This is a genomic window from Pseudomonas sp. TE12508, assembly GCF_056279485.1.
On the sequence record NZ_JBWCCN010000021.1, the window covers coordinates 114,039 to 130,081 of the forward strand.

13 protein-coding genes are annotated in these 16,043 nt (G+C 60.6%); 11 read left to right on the top strand and 2 right to left on the bottom strand.

Going from position 1 to position 16,043, the window contains the following annotated elements; translation table 11 throughout:
- The first annotated feature begins 22 nt into the window (after positions 1–22).
- Positions 23–1,111, top strand: coding sequence for an LLM class flavin-dependent oxidoreductase (locus ACZ9IM_RS26070; protein WP_476225353.1), 1,089 nt, complete (start codon positions 23–25; stop codon positions 1,109–1,111).
- A 153-nt stretch (positions 1,112–1,264) separates the two neighbouring features.
- On the opposite strand, the gene ACZ9IM_RS26075 is transcribed toward ACZ9IM_RS26070, so the two are convergent.
- Both ACZ9IM_RS26075 and ACZ9IM_RS26080 read right to left on the bottom strand, forming a co-directional pair.
- Positions 1,265–2,059, bottom strand: coding sequence for a class II aldolase/adducin family protein (locus tag ACZ9IM_RS26075; protein ID WP_476225354.1), 795 nt, complete (start codon positions 2,057–2,059; stop codon positions 1,265–1,267).
- Positions 2,060–2,180: 121 nt separating this feature from the next.
- Entirely contained in the window at positions 2,181–3,086 is a 906-nt protein-coding gene (locus ACZ9IM_RS26080) for a LysR family transcriptional regulator (RefSeq protein WP_476225355.1), read from the bottom strand.
- Between the two features lie 230 nt (positions 3,087–3,316).
- On the opposite strand from ACZ9IM_RS26080, the gene ACZ9IM_RS26085 reads away from it, so the two are divergent.
- From ACZ9IM_RS26085 to ACZ9IM_RS26130, 10 genes are all read left to right on the top strand, one after another.
- Complete coding sequence (locus tag ACZ9IM_RS26085; RefSeq protein WP_476225357.1) at positions 3,317–3,925, top strand: cysteine dioxygenase family protein; 609 nt, start codon at positions 3,317–3,319, stop codon at positions 3,923–3,925.
- A complete protein-coding gene (locus ACZ9IM_RS26090; protein ID WP_476225358.1) occupies positions 3,922–5,520 on the top strand; it encodes a rhodanese homology domain-containing protein in 1,599 nt (532 codons plus the stop codon). Before ACZ9IM_RS26085 ends, ACZ9IM_RS26090 begins: the two co-directional genes overlap by 4 nt.
- Positions 5,521–5,647: 127 nt before the next feature.
- Positions 5,648–6,616: an ABC transporter substrate-binding protein gene (locus tag ACZ9IM_RS26095; RefSeq protein ID WP_476225359.1), complete on the top strand. Its 969-nt coding sequence runs from the start codon at positions 5,648–5,650 to the stop codon at positions 6,614–6,616.
- Between the two features lie 12 nt (positions 6,617–6,628).
- Positions 6,629–7,975, top strand: coding sequence for an LLM class flavin-dependent oxidoreductase (locus ACZ9IM_RS26100; protein ID WP_476225360.1), 1,347 nt, complete (start codon positions 6,629–6,631; stop codon positions 7,973–7,975).
- On the top strand, positions 7,972–8,988 hold the full coding sequence (locus tag ACZ9IM_RS26105; RefSeq protein ID WP_476225361.1) for an ABC transporter substrate-binding protein: 1,017 nt from the start codon (positions 7,972–7,974) through the stop codon (positions 8,986–8,988). Before ACZ9IM_RS26100 ends, ACZ9IM_RS26105 begins: the two co-directional genes overlap by 4 nt.
- Positions 8,989–9,191: 203 nt before the next feature.
- The gene (locus ACZ9IM_RS26110; RefSeq protein WP_476225362.1) at positions 9,192–10,379 is read left to right on the top strand and encodes an acyl-CoA dehydrogenase family protein; all 1,188 of its coding nucleotides are present in this window, start codon (positions 9,192–9,194) and stop codon (positions 10,377–10,379) included.
- Positions 10,376–11,335, top strand: a complete 960-nt coding sequence (locus ACZ9IM_RS26115; RefSeq protein WP_476225363.1) for a D-isomer specific 2-hydroxyacid dehydrogenase family protein — start codon at positions 10,376–10,378, stop codon at positions 11,333–11,335. The genes ACZ9IM_RS26110 and ACZ9IM_RS26115 overlap by 4 nt, the downstream gene beginning before the upstream one ends.
- 418 nt (positions 11,336–11,753) lie before the next feature.
- The gene (locus tag ACZ9IM_RS26120) at positions 11,754–13,886 is read left to right on the top strand and encodes a TonB-dependent receptor (RefSeq protein ID WP_192344739.1); all 2,133 of its coding nucleotides are present in this window, start codon (positions 11,754–11,756) and stop codon (positions 13,884–13,886) included.
- 56 nt (positions 13,887–13,942) lie between these two features.
- Positions 13,943–15,517 carry a flavin monoamine oxidase family protein gene (locus tag ACZ9IM_RS26125; protein ID WP_476225365.1) on the top strand — a complete coding sequence of 525 codons (1,575 nt, stop codon included), beginning with the start codon at positions 13,943–13,945 and terminating at the stop codon, positions 15,515–15,517.
- A gap of 24 nt (positions 15,518–15,541) precedes the next feature.
- Positions 15,542–16,039, top strand: coding sequence for a RidA family protein (locus ACZ9IM_RS26130; RefSeq protein ID WP_008006142.1), 498 nt, complete (start codon positions 15,542–15,544; stop codon positions 16,037–16,039).
- The last annotated feature ends 4 nt before the right edge of the window (positions 16,040–16,043 follow it).

Sequence of the window (16,043 nt, forward strand, 5' to 3'; positions counted from 1 at the left end):
ATCCAAAGACAAGGAACTCAGCATGAGCATCGAATTTATCGGTTACATCGGTGGCCACCAATCCTCGGAAACCCAGCCGCGCAGCGGCCCGGTGTTGCAGCCCGAATATGTGGAGACCGTCGCCCGCGCCCATGAGGAAGCCGGTTTCGACCGCGCCCTGGTGGCGTTCCACTCCAACAGTCCGGACAGCACGCTGATTGCATCTCATGCCGCCAGCGTGACGAAAAAGCTGAAGTTCCTGATTGCCCATCGACCGGGATTCGCCGCCCCTACCCTGGCCGCACGACAGTTCACCACCCTCGACGTGTTCAATGGTGGGCGCACTGCCGTGCATATCATCACCGGCGGCGATGATCGCGAATTACGCGCCGATGGAAGCTACATTGGCAAAGACGAGCGCTACACCCGCACCGATGAATACCTCGACGTGCTACGTCAGGAATGGACCCGCCAAAAGCCCTTCGACTATCAGGGCAAGTACTACCGGGTCGAGGGTGCGCACTCGCAAGTGAAGTCGCCACAACAGCCACACATACCGCTGTATTTTGGTGGCTCATCGGCGGCGGCCATCGCGGTGGCGGGTAAGCATGCGGACGTTTACGCGCTGTGGGGCGAAACCTACGAACAGGTGCGCGAAGTGGTGAATCAGGTGCGCGCCGAGGCGGCCAAACATGGGCGCAGCATTCGTTTCAGCCTGTCGTTGCGACCGATTCTGGCCGACACCGAAGCGCAAGCCTGGGAACGTGCCGAGCGCATCCTGCAACAAGCCACAGCATTGGCCGAACAGAACGGTTTTGTTCGTCGCGAACCACCGAACGAAGGCTCCCGGCGCTTGCTGGCGGCAGCAGCCCAGGGCTCGCGTCTGGATAAGCGCCTGTGGACCGGGATCGCCGGCCTGCTCGGCGCACAAGGCAATTCGACCTCGCTGGTCGGCACCCCCGAACAAGTGGCCGAAGCCCTGCTCGACTACTACGACCTGGGCATCACCACGTTCCTGATCCGCGGCTTTGACCCACTTGATGACGCCATCGATTATGGCAAGCGCCTGATCCCGCTGACCCGTCAACTGGTGGCCGAGCGTGAACGGCAAGCGGCGGAAAAAGTCGCGTAAAGCACTGAGTATCTAATGTGGGAGCGAGCCTGCTCGCGATTAGGCCATCACAGTCAGCATCAATGTTGAATGTCAGTCCCCTATCGCGAGCAGGCTCGCTCCCACATTTGCTCCGGGTGTTCATGAGGTTCGTGTTCACCTGGGATATCTGGCTCAGTTCTTATAATCGGTATCACTGCGCTCCAACTGCCGAATCAGCGCATCCCAGTGCCGCGCAACACCCGGCCCGTCACCACTTTTGAACACTTCGGCCTGTTTCTCGACCTTGGCCACCACTTCGGCCGGCGGGAAGATCAAGTCAGCATTGCCGCCAGCCTGCGCCGCGATCTGAATGTTGCAGGCACGTTCCAGGCCGTGCAGTTGCTGGAAGGCGTGTTCAACGCTGACACCTGCCGTCAGCAGTCCGTGGTTGCGCAGGATCAGCACGCTTTTGTCCCCCAGATCTGCCACCAGCCGTTCACGCTCGTCCAGATCCAGGGCGATGCCTTCGTAACCGTGATAGGCCACCCGCCCGGAAAAACCGATGGAATGCTGCGAGATCGGCAACAGCCCGTCGCGCTGGGCCGATACCGCGATGCCGTCGCGGGTGTGGGTATGCAGGACCGCTTGCAGGTCGGGACGCGCGCCGTGAATGGCGCTGTGGATCACATACCCGGCGTAGTTGATGCCCAGACCGGTCGGGTCGTCGACGATAGTGCCGTCGATGTCGACCTTGACCAGGTTGGACGCAGTAATTTCATCGAACAACAACCCGAAGGCATTGATCAGGAAATGTTCCTCAGGTCCCGGCACCCGCGCGGAAAAGTGCGTGTAGATGTGGTCAGTCCACTTGAACACCGCCGCCAACCGATAGGCTGCGGCCAGTTTGACCCGCACTTCCCATTCTTCGGGAGTAACGCGCTGGCGAACATTTTTCGAGACGCTGGATAACGGGCTGACGCTGCTCATGGCAAAACTTCCTGGATGGCCTTGAAGGATTTCCAGCCAGCCTAGGGGATGCCAAAAAATAATAAAAAGCACATTTTAATCTAAGCTAATTATCATTTTTTTTTATGTCCTCAGTTGCTGATCATGCCGCGTTCTTTAGCTTCTGCAGCGACCCGGCGACCAGTTTGCCAAAGGCATCGACCGGCCCTTGCAGGTTGCCGAGAAAGTGCGGGTAGATCAGCCACAGGTCCATCAGCGGTTTGAAATCCTTGAGCGGCATCACCGCCAACTGATCGAAATGCGCACTGCGCTCCAGCAACGGACGCGGCACCAGCCCGAGCCCCAGACCGTCGGCGACCAGGCCCAACTGCAACTCGGTACCGAAGGTTTCCAGATTGACCCGCAGAGCCAGTCCTTGATCTGACAGAGTGCGTTGCAACCCAGCGCGGAAACCGCAGCCGTCAGGGTTGAGAATCCAGCCACTCTGGTAAACGTCGGCGAGTTTGCACGCACGCTTGGACACTTGCGCCTTCGCGCAGACCACCACCAGTTCCATCTTGCCGATGGACTCACCGACGATGTTGTCCGGAAAAATCTTGCCCGCCGGGAACAGCGCCGCTGCGGCGTCCAGTTCACCGCGCTCGATCTTGCCGACCAGTTGACTGCCCCACCCTGTCGCCACTTGAGCGCGCAATTCAGGGTATTCGACGCGCAGGTGCTTGAGGGCATCGAGCAGCACCACATCGCCGATGGTTTGCGGAACACCCAGGCGCAGCAGCCCGGTGGGCGGCGCATCGGTCGCCACCAGTTCGCGCAACGCGTCCATTTCCCGCAGGATCAAACGGCACTGTTCGTACACCCGCGTGCCAATCAACGTGGGCTTGAGCGGCTTGGTGTTGCGGTCGAAAAGCTCCACGCCCAACGCCTGCTCGAAGTTCTGCACACGCCGGGTAATGGCCGGCTGGGTCAATTGCAACGACTCGGCCGCATGGCTGATGGACTGGCAACGAATCACTTCGACGAAGGCATCGATATCATCAATTTTCATTTGGCCCGCACATAGAGAACAGTCAATAAGATGTCTGAAAAGCATAGTTCTATTGCTGGAGTCTGGATAGCCCGGAGCGCTCCCTGGCTCCTATCGATAACGTATAACGCTATTCAATCGAGTTCTTAATTCCTTTCAGCTATAACCTAATCATTAAAAAATAGCATATTAAGAACAATCATTATGCTTAGATGATCACAACAACCTTCGAAACGAACGATGGAATCGCCATGACCCAGGCCCGACACCCAGAGAGACTCAGAGCATTCATAGGCGCCCTGGCTGAACTGATCGACAGCCATCCGCGCGAGGGTGACCTGTTGCATCGCGGCGGCAAGCTGCTCGGCCAATTGGTCAGCCACGACGACTGGCTACCGGAAGACTTTGCCCGCCCCGACCCGCAGCGTTATCAGCAATACCTGTTGCATGCCGATTCACGACAGCGCTTCAGCGTCGTCAGTTTTGTCTGGGGGCCGGGGCAACGCACACCGATCCACGATCATCGGGTCTGGGGCCTGATCGGCATGTTGCGCGGCGCGGAGTACTCGCAGGGATTCGCCCGCAACCCTGACGGCGCCCTGGTGCCCGAGGGCCAGCGGATACAGCTGGAACCCGGCCAGGTCGAAGCGGTGTCGCCCAAGATTGGCGACATTCATCAAGTCAGCAATGCCTTTGATGATCAGGTGTCCATCAGCATCCATGTCTATGGCGCCAACATCGGCGCCGTGCGCCGCGCGGTGTATCAGCCCGATGGCAGCGAGAAACTGTTTATCTCCGGTTATTCCAACGCCTTTCTCCCCAACATCTGGGATCTGTCCAAAGAGAGCCAAGCCTTATGAGTACAAGCCCTGTAAAAAAAGAGCTGATCCGCTCCTTCGCCGAGATTCGAAAGGCACTGTTGAACAAAGAAGAGCTGGCCCTCGTCGATGTGCGTGAAGAAGCGCCCTTCGCTGAGGCGCACCCGTTGTTCGCCGCCAACATTCCACTGTCCAGGCTTGAGCTGGAGGTGTACTCGCGGATCCCGCGGCGGAATACCCCGGTGACCGTCTACGACAACGGCGAAGGCCTCGCACAGATCGCCGCTCAGCGCTTGCAAGAGCTCGGCTACATCAATGTCGGCTTGCTGGAGGGTGGCCTGGACGGTTGGCGCCGTGCCGGTGGCGAGCTGTTTATCGACGTCAACGTGCCGAGCAAAGCCTTTGGCGAACTGGTGGAGAGCCAGCGTCACACGCCATCCCTGGCGGCGGAAGAAGTGCAGGCACTGCTCGACAGCGAAGCCGATGTGGTGGTGCTCGACGCCCGGCGTTTCGATGAATACCAGACCATGAGCATTCCCACCGGGATCAGCGTACCCGGGGCCGAATTGGTCTTACGCGCTCGGGAACTGGCGCCGGACCCGGCAACGCGGATCATCGTCAACTGCGCCGGGCGCACCCGCAGCATCATCGGCACTCAGTCGTTGATCAATTCCGGTATCGCCAACCCGGTTTCAGCCTTGCGCAACGGCACCATCGGCTGGACCCTGGCCGGTCAAAAACTGCAACACGGCCAGTCGCGCCGTTTCGCGCCGACCAGCGAAGAACACCGACACATCGCCGCTCAGGATGCCCGTCGCGTTGCCGACAAAGCCCTCGTCGGCCGTGCAACTCTGACCGACTTGCAAGGCTGGCAACAAGAAGCAACCCGCAGCACTTACCTGTTCGACGTCCGCACCCCGGAAGAATTTGAAACCGGCCACCTGCCCTCGGCCCGCTCGACACCGGGCGGCCAACTGGTGCAGGAAACCGATCACTTTGCCAGCGTGCGCGGCGCGCGTCTGGTGCTGGTCGATGACGATGGCGTGAGGGCCAACATGTCGGCGTCCTGGCTTTCGCAATTGGCGTGGGAGGTGCATGTGCTGGATGACGTGCAGCCTGCGCATTTCAGCGAAAAAGGTGCCTGGCGGGCGCCGGTCCCCACGCCGCAGCAGGCCGAGGAAATCAGCCCCGAAACCCTGGCCGAATGGCTGACCCATGGCGACAGTGTGGTGCTGGATTTCACCAGCAGCGCCAACTACGTCAAACGCCATATCCCCGGTGCGTGGTGGGTGCTGCGTGGGCAATTGCGCGAAGCTCTGGCCAACGTACCGGCCGCACAACGCTACGTGCTGACCTGTGGCAGCAGCCAATTGGCACGGCTGGCTGTCGCTGATGTCGAGGCCCTGACCGGCAAGCCGGTGTTCCTGCTCAAGGGCGGTACGGCCAGCTGGATCGCTGCGCAACTGCCACTGCAAGACGGTGAAACTCATCTGGCTTCACCGCGCATTGATCGATATCGCCGCCCCTATGAAGGCACCGACAGTCCTCGCGAAGCAATGCAAGCCTATCTGGACTGGGAGTATGGATTGGTGGCGCAACTGGCCCGCGACGCCACCCATGGCTTTTTTGTGATCTGAGCCCTTAAGGCTTCTGCGCCGTATACCGGGCAGCGCCGTTTGATACGCCCAACGTTGAATTCAGCCCGACCCCTTTCTCCAGGCGGAGGTGACAAGAAGCATCAAGACCCGCCTGGAGCATGCTGTTATGAGTTTCACCCAGCCGTTCAAATATCTGCTGATCGCCACCGCCTTCACCTTTGGCGCCGTCACTCACGCCGCCGACCTGCAACCGCTGTTGGTGGCCAATCAAAAGTCCACGATCAAGGTACTGCTGGAGGTCTCCGGTGAACTGAAAAACGTGCCCTACGAGATCCAGTTCTCCGAGTTCCCCGCCGCTGCGCCGTTAGGTGAAGCGTTGAACGCTGGAGCGGTTGACATCGGCGCCCTGGGCGATGCGCCTTATGTGTTCGCCCTCGGCGCCGGTGCGCCGCTCAAAGTGGTCAGCATCATTCATGCCGAGGGGCGCAATACCACTGCCATTCTTGTGCCCAAGGATTCACCGATCAAGGATGTCTCAGGCCTCAAGGGCAAGCGCATCGTCACCACACGCGGCTCGATCGGGCATTACCTGGCCATCAAGGCCCTGCGCGGCGCCGGCCTGAGCACCCAGGATGTGCAGTTCGTTTTCCTGCTGCCCAGCGAGTCAAGACTGGTGCTGGATAACGGCACCGCGGATGCCTGGTCCACATGGGATCCCTACACCACCGTCGTCACCTCTCAGAGTCAGGCCAAGATCCTGGTCAGCGGCAGCAACCTGCTGAGCAATCACCTTTATCTCGCAGCCACCGACAAGGCCATCGTCGATAAGCGCCAGCAACTGGACGACTTCGTCGCCCGGGTCGACCGGGCCTACCGCTGGAGCAACGAGCACCCCAATGAGTACGCCGCTGCCCAGGCCAAAATCACCGGCCTGCCCCTCGCGGTGCATGTGGCCGTGGCCAAGGCGACCCACATGCAACCGGTGGTGATTGACGACACGGTCGTCAGCGGCTTGCAGGCCACCGCCGACATCTATCAGGAAGAAGGCTTGCTGACCCGACACATCGACGTCTCCCAAGGCTTCGACAAAAGCTTCAACACCAAACGTCCCCCACTTACCCAGGCTTCGCGCTAAAGGAGTAGAATCATGAGCAAGCAACGCCAACTCAAACTCGGGGCGATGGTCCATGGCGTCGGCCATGGCTGGGGCGAATGGCGCCACCCGCAGGCCCTGCCCAACGCCAGCGTGAATTTCGGTTTTTATCAGCAGCAAACGCAACTGGCTGAAGCGGCGAAGTTCGACTTCGTGTTTATCGCCGACAGCCTGCACATCCATGAGAAGTCGAGCCCGCACTACCTCAATCGCTTCGAGCCGCTGACCATCCTCTCGGCGCTGGCCGCGACCACTCGCCATATCGGCCTGGTAGCAACCGTCACCGTCAGTTATACCGAACCGTTCCAGGTGGCGCGCCAGTTTGCGTCCCTGGACCACATCAGCGGCGGTCGTGCCGGCTGGAACGTGGTGACCTCCTGGCTCAGTGGCACCGCCGATAATTTCGGCAAGGCCGAGCACCCGCCCCATGCGGTGCGCTACCGCATCGCCAAGGAGCATGTAAATGTGGTCAAGGGGTTGTGGGACTCCTGGGAAGACGACGCCTTCGCCTACAACAAGCAAAGCGGCGAGTTTTTCACCCCCGGCAAACTGCATGCGCTGGCGCACAAAGGTGAATTTTTCTCGGTAAAAGGCCCGCTCAACATCGCCCGCTCCCGGCAAGGTCAGCCAGTGATTTTCCAGGCCGGCACCTCTGAGGACGGACGTAATTTCGCCGCGGAGAATTCCGATGCGATTTTCGTCAGCCCCGAGGGGTTCGACGAAGCACGCGCCTATTATCAGGACCTGAAAAAGCGCGCCAGCGGCTTCGGCCGCGATGCACAAAAGCTGTCGATCCTGCCGGGCATCCGTCCGATCGTTGGCCGCGATGAAGCAGAAGTTGAAAGCCGCTATCAGCAAGCGGTGGAACTGGTGAGTATTGAGGATGCGATTGTCGCCCTCGGCAGGCCGTTCAATGACCATGATTTCAGCCAGTACCCATTGGATGCCCCATTCCCCGAGCTGGGTGACTTAGGCTCCAATAGCCAGAAAGGCGGCTCGGACCGGATCAAACAACTGGCCAAAGACGAAGGCCTGACTTTGCGCGAAGTGGCCCTGCGTTTCTCCCGGCCACGACGGGATTTCGTCGGGACGCCTGAGCAGGTTGCGGACGCCCTTCAGACCTGGTTCGAAGAAGGCGCTGCCGACGGTTTCATCATCAACTCGTTGCTACCCGATGGCCTGCAATATTTCACCGAACTCGTCGTGCCGGTGCTGCAACAGCGCGGTCTGTTTCGCGATGAATACAGCGGCACGACCCTGCGCGACAACCTTGGGCTTGAGGCACCCGCCAACCGTTACACAACCGCCCAGGTTCACCAGAAGAGCGAGGCACTGGCATGAGCGAATCCTTTAATCGCCTGCCAGGGCAGTTCAATCGTCGCGGCTTCCTGACGGCCAGTTCGATTGCCCTCGGGGCGTTGGGGCTGTCCTCGATGGGATTGGCTTCGCGTGTGTTCGCGCAAAACACCTCGCTTTCGGACCTGACCCTGGGCGTCGCCACTTATCGCGGCCAGGAGTCGTATTTCACCGAAGACGCCGGTACCGCTAACCGCCCTTACAAAGTCGATTACGCGGAATTTGCCGGCGGCAACCTGATCGTCGAAGCGCTGGCCTCGGGCAGCCTGGACATCGGCTCCATGAGCGAGATCCCACCGATCTTCTCTATCCAGAGCCATCGCCAACCGCGACTCATCGCAGTGATACAAGGCGACGTGAACAACCAGGTGTTCCTGATTCCCAAGAACTCGAAACTCGAATCGGTCGGGCAGCTGCGCGGCAAACGGGTCGGGTACGTGCGCTCGACCACCTCGCATTACTTTCTGATCAAGGCACTGAAAGAACAGGGCCTGACGATGAACGACATCACGGCGGTAGCGCTCACGCCGCAGGATGGTTTCAGTGCTTTCCAGAGCGGTCAGCTCGATGCCTGGGTGATTTATGGGGTGTTTATCCAGTTGGCGAAATTCCGCAGTGGCGCCCGGGTGTTGAAAACCGCTGAGGGTTATTTGTCCGGCAACTACTTGATGGCGGCGCGCCCCGCGGCCCTTGAAGACCCGCTGCGCAAACAAGCGATTCAGGACTACTTGCAGCGCACGGCGCGCACGCTGGAATGGATCAATAACAACCCCGAACCCTGGGCCGCCAAATCCGCGCAGCTACTGGGCGTCGACAAAGCGGTGTTTCTCGACATGTACAACAGCCGCAGTCAGCCGTGGAAAGTCATCGAAGTGGACGACCAGGCGATAGCCTCGCAACAGGAGGTCGCGGATTTGTTCTTCGATGCGGGTGTGCTGAGCGAACGGCTGGATGTCAGTCCGTTGTGGGACCGGCAGTTCAAGTTGTTGCCGATATGAGCCCTAAAGTCGACCCCTCCCTGTGGCGAGGGAGCTTGCTCCCGCTCGGCTGCGAAGCAGTCGCAAAACGGTTTGCCTGAATCACCGCAGTGCCTGGATTTGGGGCCGCTTCGCGACCCAGCGGGAGCAAGCTCCCTCGCCACAGTTGGTTACGGTGGCCCCCAATCATTGCTGCTCACACTTTTTGATCGAGTGAATCCACCATGAGTCTTTCTTCTCAACATCCGCCCTTGCTGCGATCGGTAGAGGCGGCGAACTTCGAAGCCTTGCTGGAAAACATCGGCGCACAACTCGGCGCCACGGCGCACCTTTATGACGAAAGCGGCGCCTTCCCCCAGGACAATTTCAAGCTGCTGCAGGAGCACGGTCTGGTCGCGCTGACCGTGCCCAAAGCCCTCGGCGGTGGTGGCGCTAATCTGGCCCAGGCGCGCAAGGCGATCAGCGCAATCGCCAAGGGCGAACCCTCGACGGCGTTGATCCTGGTGATGCAGTACATCCAGCACGCGCGCCTGCAAGACAGTAAAACCTGGCCCGAAGCATTGCGCCTGCAAGTGGCGCAAGACGCCGTCCAGCAAGGCGCGTTGATCAACGCCCTGCGGGTCGAGCCCGACCTCGGCACCCCGGCTCGCGGTGGTTTGCCAGCGACCGTTGCCCGGCGCACCTCCACCGGTTGGCGCATCAGTGGCCGAAAAATCTACTCCACCGGCAGTCATGGCCTGACGTGGTTCAGCGTCTGGGCGCGCAGCACCGATGAAGATCCGCTGGTCGGTGCCTGGCTGGTGCACAAGGACACACCCGGCATCAGCATCATCGAGGATTGGGACCATTTGGGCATGCGCGCCACGTGCAGCCATGAAGTGGTGTTCGACAATGTCCTGGTGCCCCTGGATCACGCCGTCAGCGTCAGCCCCTGGAGTGCCCCACAACCCGAACTCGATGGCGATGGCTTCCTGTGGATGTCGGTGTTGCTCTCGTCGGTTTACGACGGCGTCGCCCAAGCCGCTCGCGACTGGTTGGTGGGTTGGCTGGAACAACGCAAGCCATCCAACCTCGGCGCGGCGCTCTCCACCCTGCCGCGCTTTCAGGAAACCGTCGGGCACATCGACACGCTGTTGTTCGCCAACCGCAGCCTGCTGGATGCCGCCGCCGAAGGTCGCACGCCAGCCAGTAACGCCGCGCAACTGAAATACCTGGTGACCGGCAACGCCATCCGCGCCGTCGAGTTGGCCATCGAGGCGTCTGGCAACCCCGGCCTGTCCCGCACAAATCCGCTGCAACGGCATTACCGCGATGTGCTGTGCAGCCGTGTTCACACGCCGCAGAACGATGCCGTGCTGCAAGGCGTCGGCAAAGCGGTCTTCGCCCAGCGCCAGCAAAAGGAACGCCCATGAGCCAGCTCATTATCGCCAGCCAACTGGATGAAGACTTCAACGATGTGATTCGTCAGCGCCTCGCACACACGCATCCTGACGCCCGATTAATCGATGTGCCGAGCGGCGTACCCAGCGACCTGCCGACTGAAGTCAGTATTTTGCTGGCGCGGCCGATCAATGTTCGCGGCTATCTGGCGCCGGACACACCGCCGCCGGGTTGGCCCTACGGTTTGAAGTGGGTTCAGGTGGTGTCTTCCGGCATCGACTTCTACCCCCAATGGCTGTTCAACGGCCCGCCGTTGAGCACTTCCCGGGGCAGCGCCGCCGAGAACATCGCCGAGTTCGCCCTGGCCGCGATCTTCGCTGCCGCCAAGCGCCTGCCGGACATTTGGGTGCATGACTCGCAATGGAATTTCACCGCACTGACGCCGCTCAAGGGCACCACGTTGGGGATTCTCGGCTTCGGTGCGATTGGCCGCAGCCTGGCGAGCAAGGCCCACGCCTTGGGCATCAATGTGCTGGCGTTGCGTCAGAGTCAGACGCCGTTCGAGGTGGAAGGCGTCGAAGCCGCGCGCGATATCCATGACCTGTTTGCCCGTTCCGACCATCTGGTGCTGGCCGCGCCGTTGACCGGTGCGACCCGGCATATCGTCAACAGCGCTGTGCTCGCCAGCGCCAAACCCGGCCTGCACCTGATCAACATCGCCCGCGGCGGCCTGCTGGATCACGGGGCGTTGCTTGAAGCACTGGACAGCGGAACGATCGGCCTGGCTTCGCTGGACGTCACCGATCCCGAGCCTCTGCCGGATGGACATCCGCTCTACACCCATCCACGGGTGCGCTTGTCACCCCATACCTCGGCGATTTCCACCAACAGTGGCCATGAGATAGCTGACAGTTTCCTGGCCAACCTTGAGCGTTATCTCAACGGTTTGGCGTTGGAGAATCAGGCGAACGTACAACGCGGATATTGATTCCAGCCGAACCACCGTCATCGCGGGCAAGCCACGTTCCCACAGGTTATGTACATGACCTGTGGGAGCGTGGCTTGCCCGCGATTGCGTCATGTCAGCCACAGATAAAACATCAGATTTACGCATTTAACTTACAAACTTAATGCCTATTTTTTATAATTAACTTATAACTAATCGGACTTTTACAGCGCCGTATTATACAAATACTGTTACAACCATCACCGACCCCTGACCAGGTGGAGGCCCACGGAACTGCACGTTTTTCCGGCCGACACCATTCCACGGTCAACTGCCACACCCAAATCCGAAACCGGCTCAAGCCCCCCGCCGCCATGGCTTTCGAAACATGGCCCCGGCAACGCTTTGCCCAAAAAAACATAACGACGCCAACGCTGCGCTTACACACTTGGGGTTCACCATGCATAACACCTTCACTGCAAACCGTTTGACTCTGGCCGTGTCGCTGGCGATGTTCGGGTTGTCGGCCCACGCCGAAGAAAACACCATGGATGGTGCCCTCCCCGTTGTAACAGTCACCGCCGAACACCACAGCGAAGACCTGCAAAAAACCCCGCTGGCGATTTCCGCGTTCGACGAAAAAGCCCTGGAAGACAAGCAGATCAAAAGCATCCGCGACCTCTCCGGGCAAGTGCCGAACCTGACCCTCAGCCGCCAGTCGATCTCCTACAGCGCCCAGACCTACGGGATTCGTGGCATCGGCGAAACCGACCCGATCCAGGAAGCCGCCGTCGCGGTGTACGCCGATGACCTGTACATCCCGCGGGCGATTTCCTCGATGCTCGACTTCAACGACGTCGAGCGCGTCGAAGTGTTGCGCGGCCCGCAAGGCACGCTGTATGGACGCAACAGCAGCGCCGGCGCGATCCGCGTGATCACCCGCGATCCGACCCAGGAAACCCGGGGTTTCTTCGAGCTCGGCGCCGGCAATTACAACGCGCAGAACGGCCGATTGCTGATCAGTGGCCCGCTGGTGGACAACGCGCTGTTCGGTAGTTTTTCGGCGATTCGCCTGACCCGTGACGGCACCGTCTCCAACCCGACCCGCGGCGAGGATGTGAACAACGTCGACATCCAGTCCTACCGCGGCAAGTTGCGCTTCAACCCGATCGATTCGCCGTGGGATGTGCAACTGACCCTGGCCGGCACCTTCGACCGTGGCGACACCACCAGCTATACACCGTTTGATGCCGACGGCCACTTCGATAAATTCAAGAGCTACAGCAGCCTCAATCCGAAGAACCGCCTCGACCAGGGCAGCTCGGTGCTGCGGGCGATCTACACCCTCGACGATCATCTGAGTTTCAAATCGGTGACCGCCTATTCCGCCTTCAACCAGCCAGTGGACTACGACAACTCCGGGCAGGCCGCCCTCATTCAGAACAGCCTGATCACCTACAAACAGGACTATGCCACCCAGGAGTTCCAGCTCAACGGCGACTACGACGATTTCAGTTTCAGCACTGGCCTATACCTGTACCGGGAAAAATTCGACGCCGAGCGCGACAGCCTGACCTACTCGATTGCGCGCAACCGGGTGATCGGCCAGGGGCAATACAGCACAACCAATACCGAAAGTTATGCGTTGTATGGCCAGGGCAGTTACAAAGTCACGCAGCAACTGTCGCTGATCGCCGGACTACGGTTCACCCGCGAACACAAGAACTTCGACTACACCAACTACGTGGTCAACACCGACCGGCAGATCACCGGTACCAATTTCAGCGCCGATTCAAGCAAATCCTGGCAATCCACCAGCCCGAAACTCGGCTTCGAATACGCCTGGACACCGCACCTCAACCAGTACGCCTACGTCGCCAAAGGCTTTAAGGCCGGCGGCTACGACAACCGCGCGCCGACCCAGGCCGCCGCCGAACAGGCGTTTTCGCCCGAGGACGTGACGACCTGGGAAACCGGCTTCAAGGGTGACTTCTTCGACCAGCGCCTGCGAGCCAACCTCGCGCTGTTCTACAACGACTACAAGGATTTGCAGACCAATGCCTACGACCCGGCGCTGGGTGTCAGCTTGCGGACCAACGTCGGCCAGGCACACACCTATGGCGTAGAACTGGAAACCCTGACTGCGCTGACCCGCGATCTGCAATTGACCGCCAACGTCGGCTACCTGGAAAGCCAGTACGACGACTTCGAAAATGCCAGCGGTGCCGGTGTCGATGCCAACGGCAAACAGTTGGTGTTCTCGCCGCGCTGGAACGCCAGCGTCGGTCTCAACTACACCATCCCGGCCGGACTGCCCGGTACCTGGCTGGCGGGCACCGACGCGCAGTTCCAGACCAAGTCCTACGCCAACGCGCTCAACGACGACGTCCAGGAAATCCCCCAGCAGACCTTCTGGAACGCCAACACCCGTTACCTCTCCGGCGACGGTCACTGGACCACCACGCTGGCCGTAAAAAACCTGCTCGATCGCGCCTACCCGCAGTCGGTGGGCTACGTGCCCTCCAGTGGCGCCCGCTTCTACTCCATCAACGACCCGCGAACCCTCTTGTTGTCCGTGCGCTACGACCTCTGATCCCTAACGCGCCCCTACCCCGGATTCCTTACCGCTTGAACGCAAGGAGCACCACGATGGCTGTTACCCGTAGAGAACTGATTTCCCGCATTGCCGCCGTCGGTGGCTATTCCGCCGCTGTCAGCGCCCTCGGTGCACTGGGGCTCACGCCTCAGGCCGTGGCGGCAACATTCAATCCGCTGCAACTGGGCAGCAGTGGCAAAGGCAAGCACGTGGTGGTGGTCGGTGCCGGTATATCCGGGCTGGTCAGCGCCTACGAGCTGCGCAAGGCGGGCTTCACCGTGACCATTCTCGAAGCCCGCGAGCGAGTGGGTGGACGCAACTGGACTCTACGGCGCGGCACCAAGGTCGATTTCGACGATGGCATCAGCCAGACCGTCGACTTCGACGACGGGCAGTTTTTCAACGCCGGTCCCGCGCGCATTCCCAGCCATCACCAGACGATCCTCGGCTACTGCCGCGAACTGGGTGTCGAGCTGCAAGTGCTGGTCAACAGCAGCCGCAATGCGCTGGCCTTGCCCGATCCGACCAAACCGGCCTTCCAGTTGCGCCAGGCGGTCAACGACACCCGCGGCCAACTGTCTGAATTGCTGGCGCGCACCGTCAGCCGCAAGGCCCTGGACCAGGACTTGAGCGTCGATGATCGCAAGGCGCTGCTCAATTTCCTCAAGGTCTATGGCGATCTTAACGCCGACTTCAAATACAAGGGCTCGGTGCGCTCGGGGTACACCCGTATCCCCGGCGCCGGCGATCAAACCGGCATCACCCGTGCACCGCTGGAGCTACAGACCCTGCTCAACCCCAAGCTCTGGGGCGCGTTGGTGTTCGATGAGATCCCGGAGTTTTCCTCGACCATGTTCCAACCGGTTGGCGGCATGGACCGGATTCCCTACGCGTTCTACGACAAGCTCAAGGATACGGTGCGTTTCAACGCCGAGGTCAGCGACATTCAGACCTCCGAAAACGGCAGCCGCATCACCTACCGGGACCGCAAGACCGGCACCACCGAGACGCTGAGCGCCGATTACGCCATCGTCACGGTCCCCCTGCCGTTGCTGGCCAAGCTGCCGAGTAACTTCAGCCAGCCGTTCAAGCAAGCGATTCTCAGCGCGCAAAGCGATCAGGCCAACAAAGTCGCCTGGCAGTCGCCGCGCTTCTGGGAAACCGACTTCAACATCTACGGCGGATTGTCGTACCTGGACCATGAAGTCAAAGGTTTGTGGTACCCCAGCGACCGGTTGAACAGTGCCCAGGGGATTCTGGTCGCGGCCTACAACACCAGTGAGTCGGCCCAGGCTTTCAGCAAGAAATCCCTCGCCGAACAGTTCGCCTCCTCGCGGCAAGCGGTCGAATTGCTGCACCCCGGCCACAGCACCAAGCTGCAAAAACCGGTGGCCATCAACTGGGCCAAGGTGCCCTTCAGCAAAGGCCCGTGGATCGTCAACGACGAGGTCGGCGAGAGCGCTTACCAGATCCTCAACGAGCCTCAGGGCCGCACGTACCTGGCCAGCGACGCCCTCGCCCATGGCGGCGTCGGCATCTGGCAGAACAGCGCCGCCGACTCGGCGCGACGCATCGTTTCCCTGATCGGCCGCCATGCCGAACGCCAGCAACCGGGCGTTGCCGCCTGACTTTTTTCAATAAAGGACTGACCGATGAAAACCATGACTTTGCTCACAGGACTCCTCATGACCGCCACCGCCCTCAGCAGCCACGCCGACGAGATCAAACGCATCGCCCTGCCCAACTCCAGTTTCCCGATTTCGCTGGCGGTGTCGGTTCCGGCCCAGACCGACCTGCTGTTTGTCAGCGGCCTGCTCGCCGACCTGCACGACCCGAAAGCACCGAAGGACTCCTTCGCTGCCTATGGCGACACCGCTACGCAGACCACCTCGATTCTCAACAAGCTCAAAGGCGTGCTGCAAAGCCAAGGCCTGGACCTGGGTGACGTGGTGCAGCTTCGGGTGTTTCTGGTGGGCGATCCGGCCAAGGGCGGCAAGCTCGATTTCGCCGGGTTGCAGGAAGGCTATACGCCGTTCTTCGGCAGCGCTGCGCAACCGAACAAACCGGCACGCACCGCCGTGCAGGTAGTCGCCCTGCCGCTACCGGGCGGGCTGGTCGAAATCGAAGCCGTCGCCGCTCGCAAGAAGTGACACG

Bases quoted from the DNA above. Each gene is read 5' to 3' on its own strand.
- ACZ9IM_RS26110 (WP_476225362.1), top strand. From the start codon at position 9,192: ATGAGTCTTTCTTCTCAACATCCGCCCTTGCTGCGATCGGTAGAGGCG.
- ACZ9IM_RS26125 (WP_476225365.1), top strand. From the start codon at position 13,943: ATGGCTGTTACCCGTAGAGAACTGATTTCCCGCATTGCCGCCGTCGGT.
- ACZ9IM_RS26120 (WP_192344739.1), top strand. From the start codon at position 11,754: ATGCATAACACCTTCACTGCAAACCGTTTGACTCTGGCCGTGTCGCTG.
- ACZ9IM_RS26070 (WP_476225353.1), top strand. From the start codon at position 23: ATGAGCATCGAATTTATCGGTTACATCGGTGGCCACCAATCCTCGGAA.
- ACZ9IM_RS26100 (WP_476225360.1), top strand. From the start codon at position 6,629: ATGAGCAAGCAACGCCAACTCAAACTCGGGGCGATGGTCCATGGCGTC.
- ACZ9IM_RS26115 (WP_476225363.1), top strand. From the start codon at position 10,376: ATGAGCCAGCTCATTATCGCCAGCCAACTGGATGAAGACTTCAACGAT.
- ACZ9IM_RS26075 (WP_476225354.1), bottom strand. From the start codon at position 2,059: ATGAGCAGCGTCAGCCCGTTATCCAGCGTCTCGAAAAATGTTCGCCAG.
- ACZ9IM_RS26130 (WP_008006142.1), top strand. From the start codon at position 15,542: ATGAAAACCATGACTTTGCTCACAGGACTCCTCATGACCGCCACCGCC.
- ACZ9IM_RS26080 (WP_476225355.1), bottom strand. From the start codon at position 3,086: ATGAAAATTGATGATATCGATGCCTTCGTCGAAGTGATTCGTTGCCAG.
- ACZ9IM_RS26090 (WP_476225358.1), top strand. From the start codon at position 3,922: ATGAGTACAAGCCCTGTAAAAAAAGAGCTGATCCGCTCCTTCGCCGAG.
- ACZ9IM_RS26095 (WP_476225359.1), top strand. From the start codon at position 5,648: ATGAGTTTCACCCAGCCGTTCAAATATCTGCTGATCGCCACCGCCTTC.
- ACZ9IM_RS26085 (WP_476225357.1), top strand. From the start codon at position 3,317: ATGACCCAGGCCCGACACCCAGAGAGACTCAGAGCATTCATAGGCGCC.
- ACZ9IM_RS26105 (WP_476225361.1), top strand. From the start codon at position 7,972: ATGAGCGAATCCTTTAATCGCCTGCCAGGGCAGTTCAATCGTCGCGGC.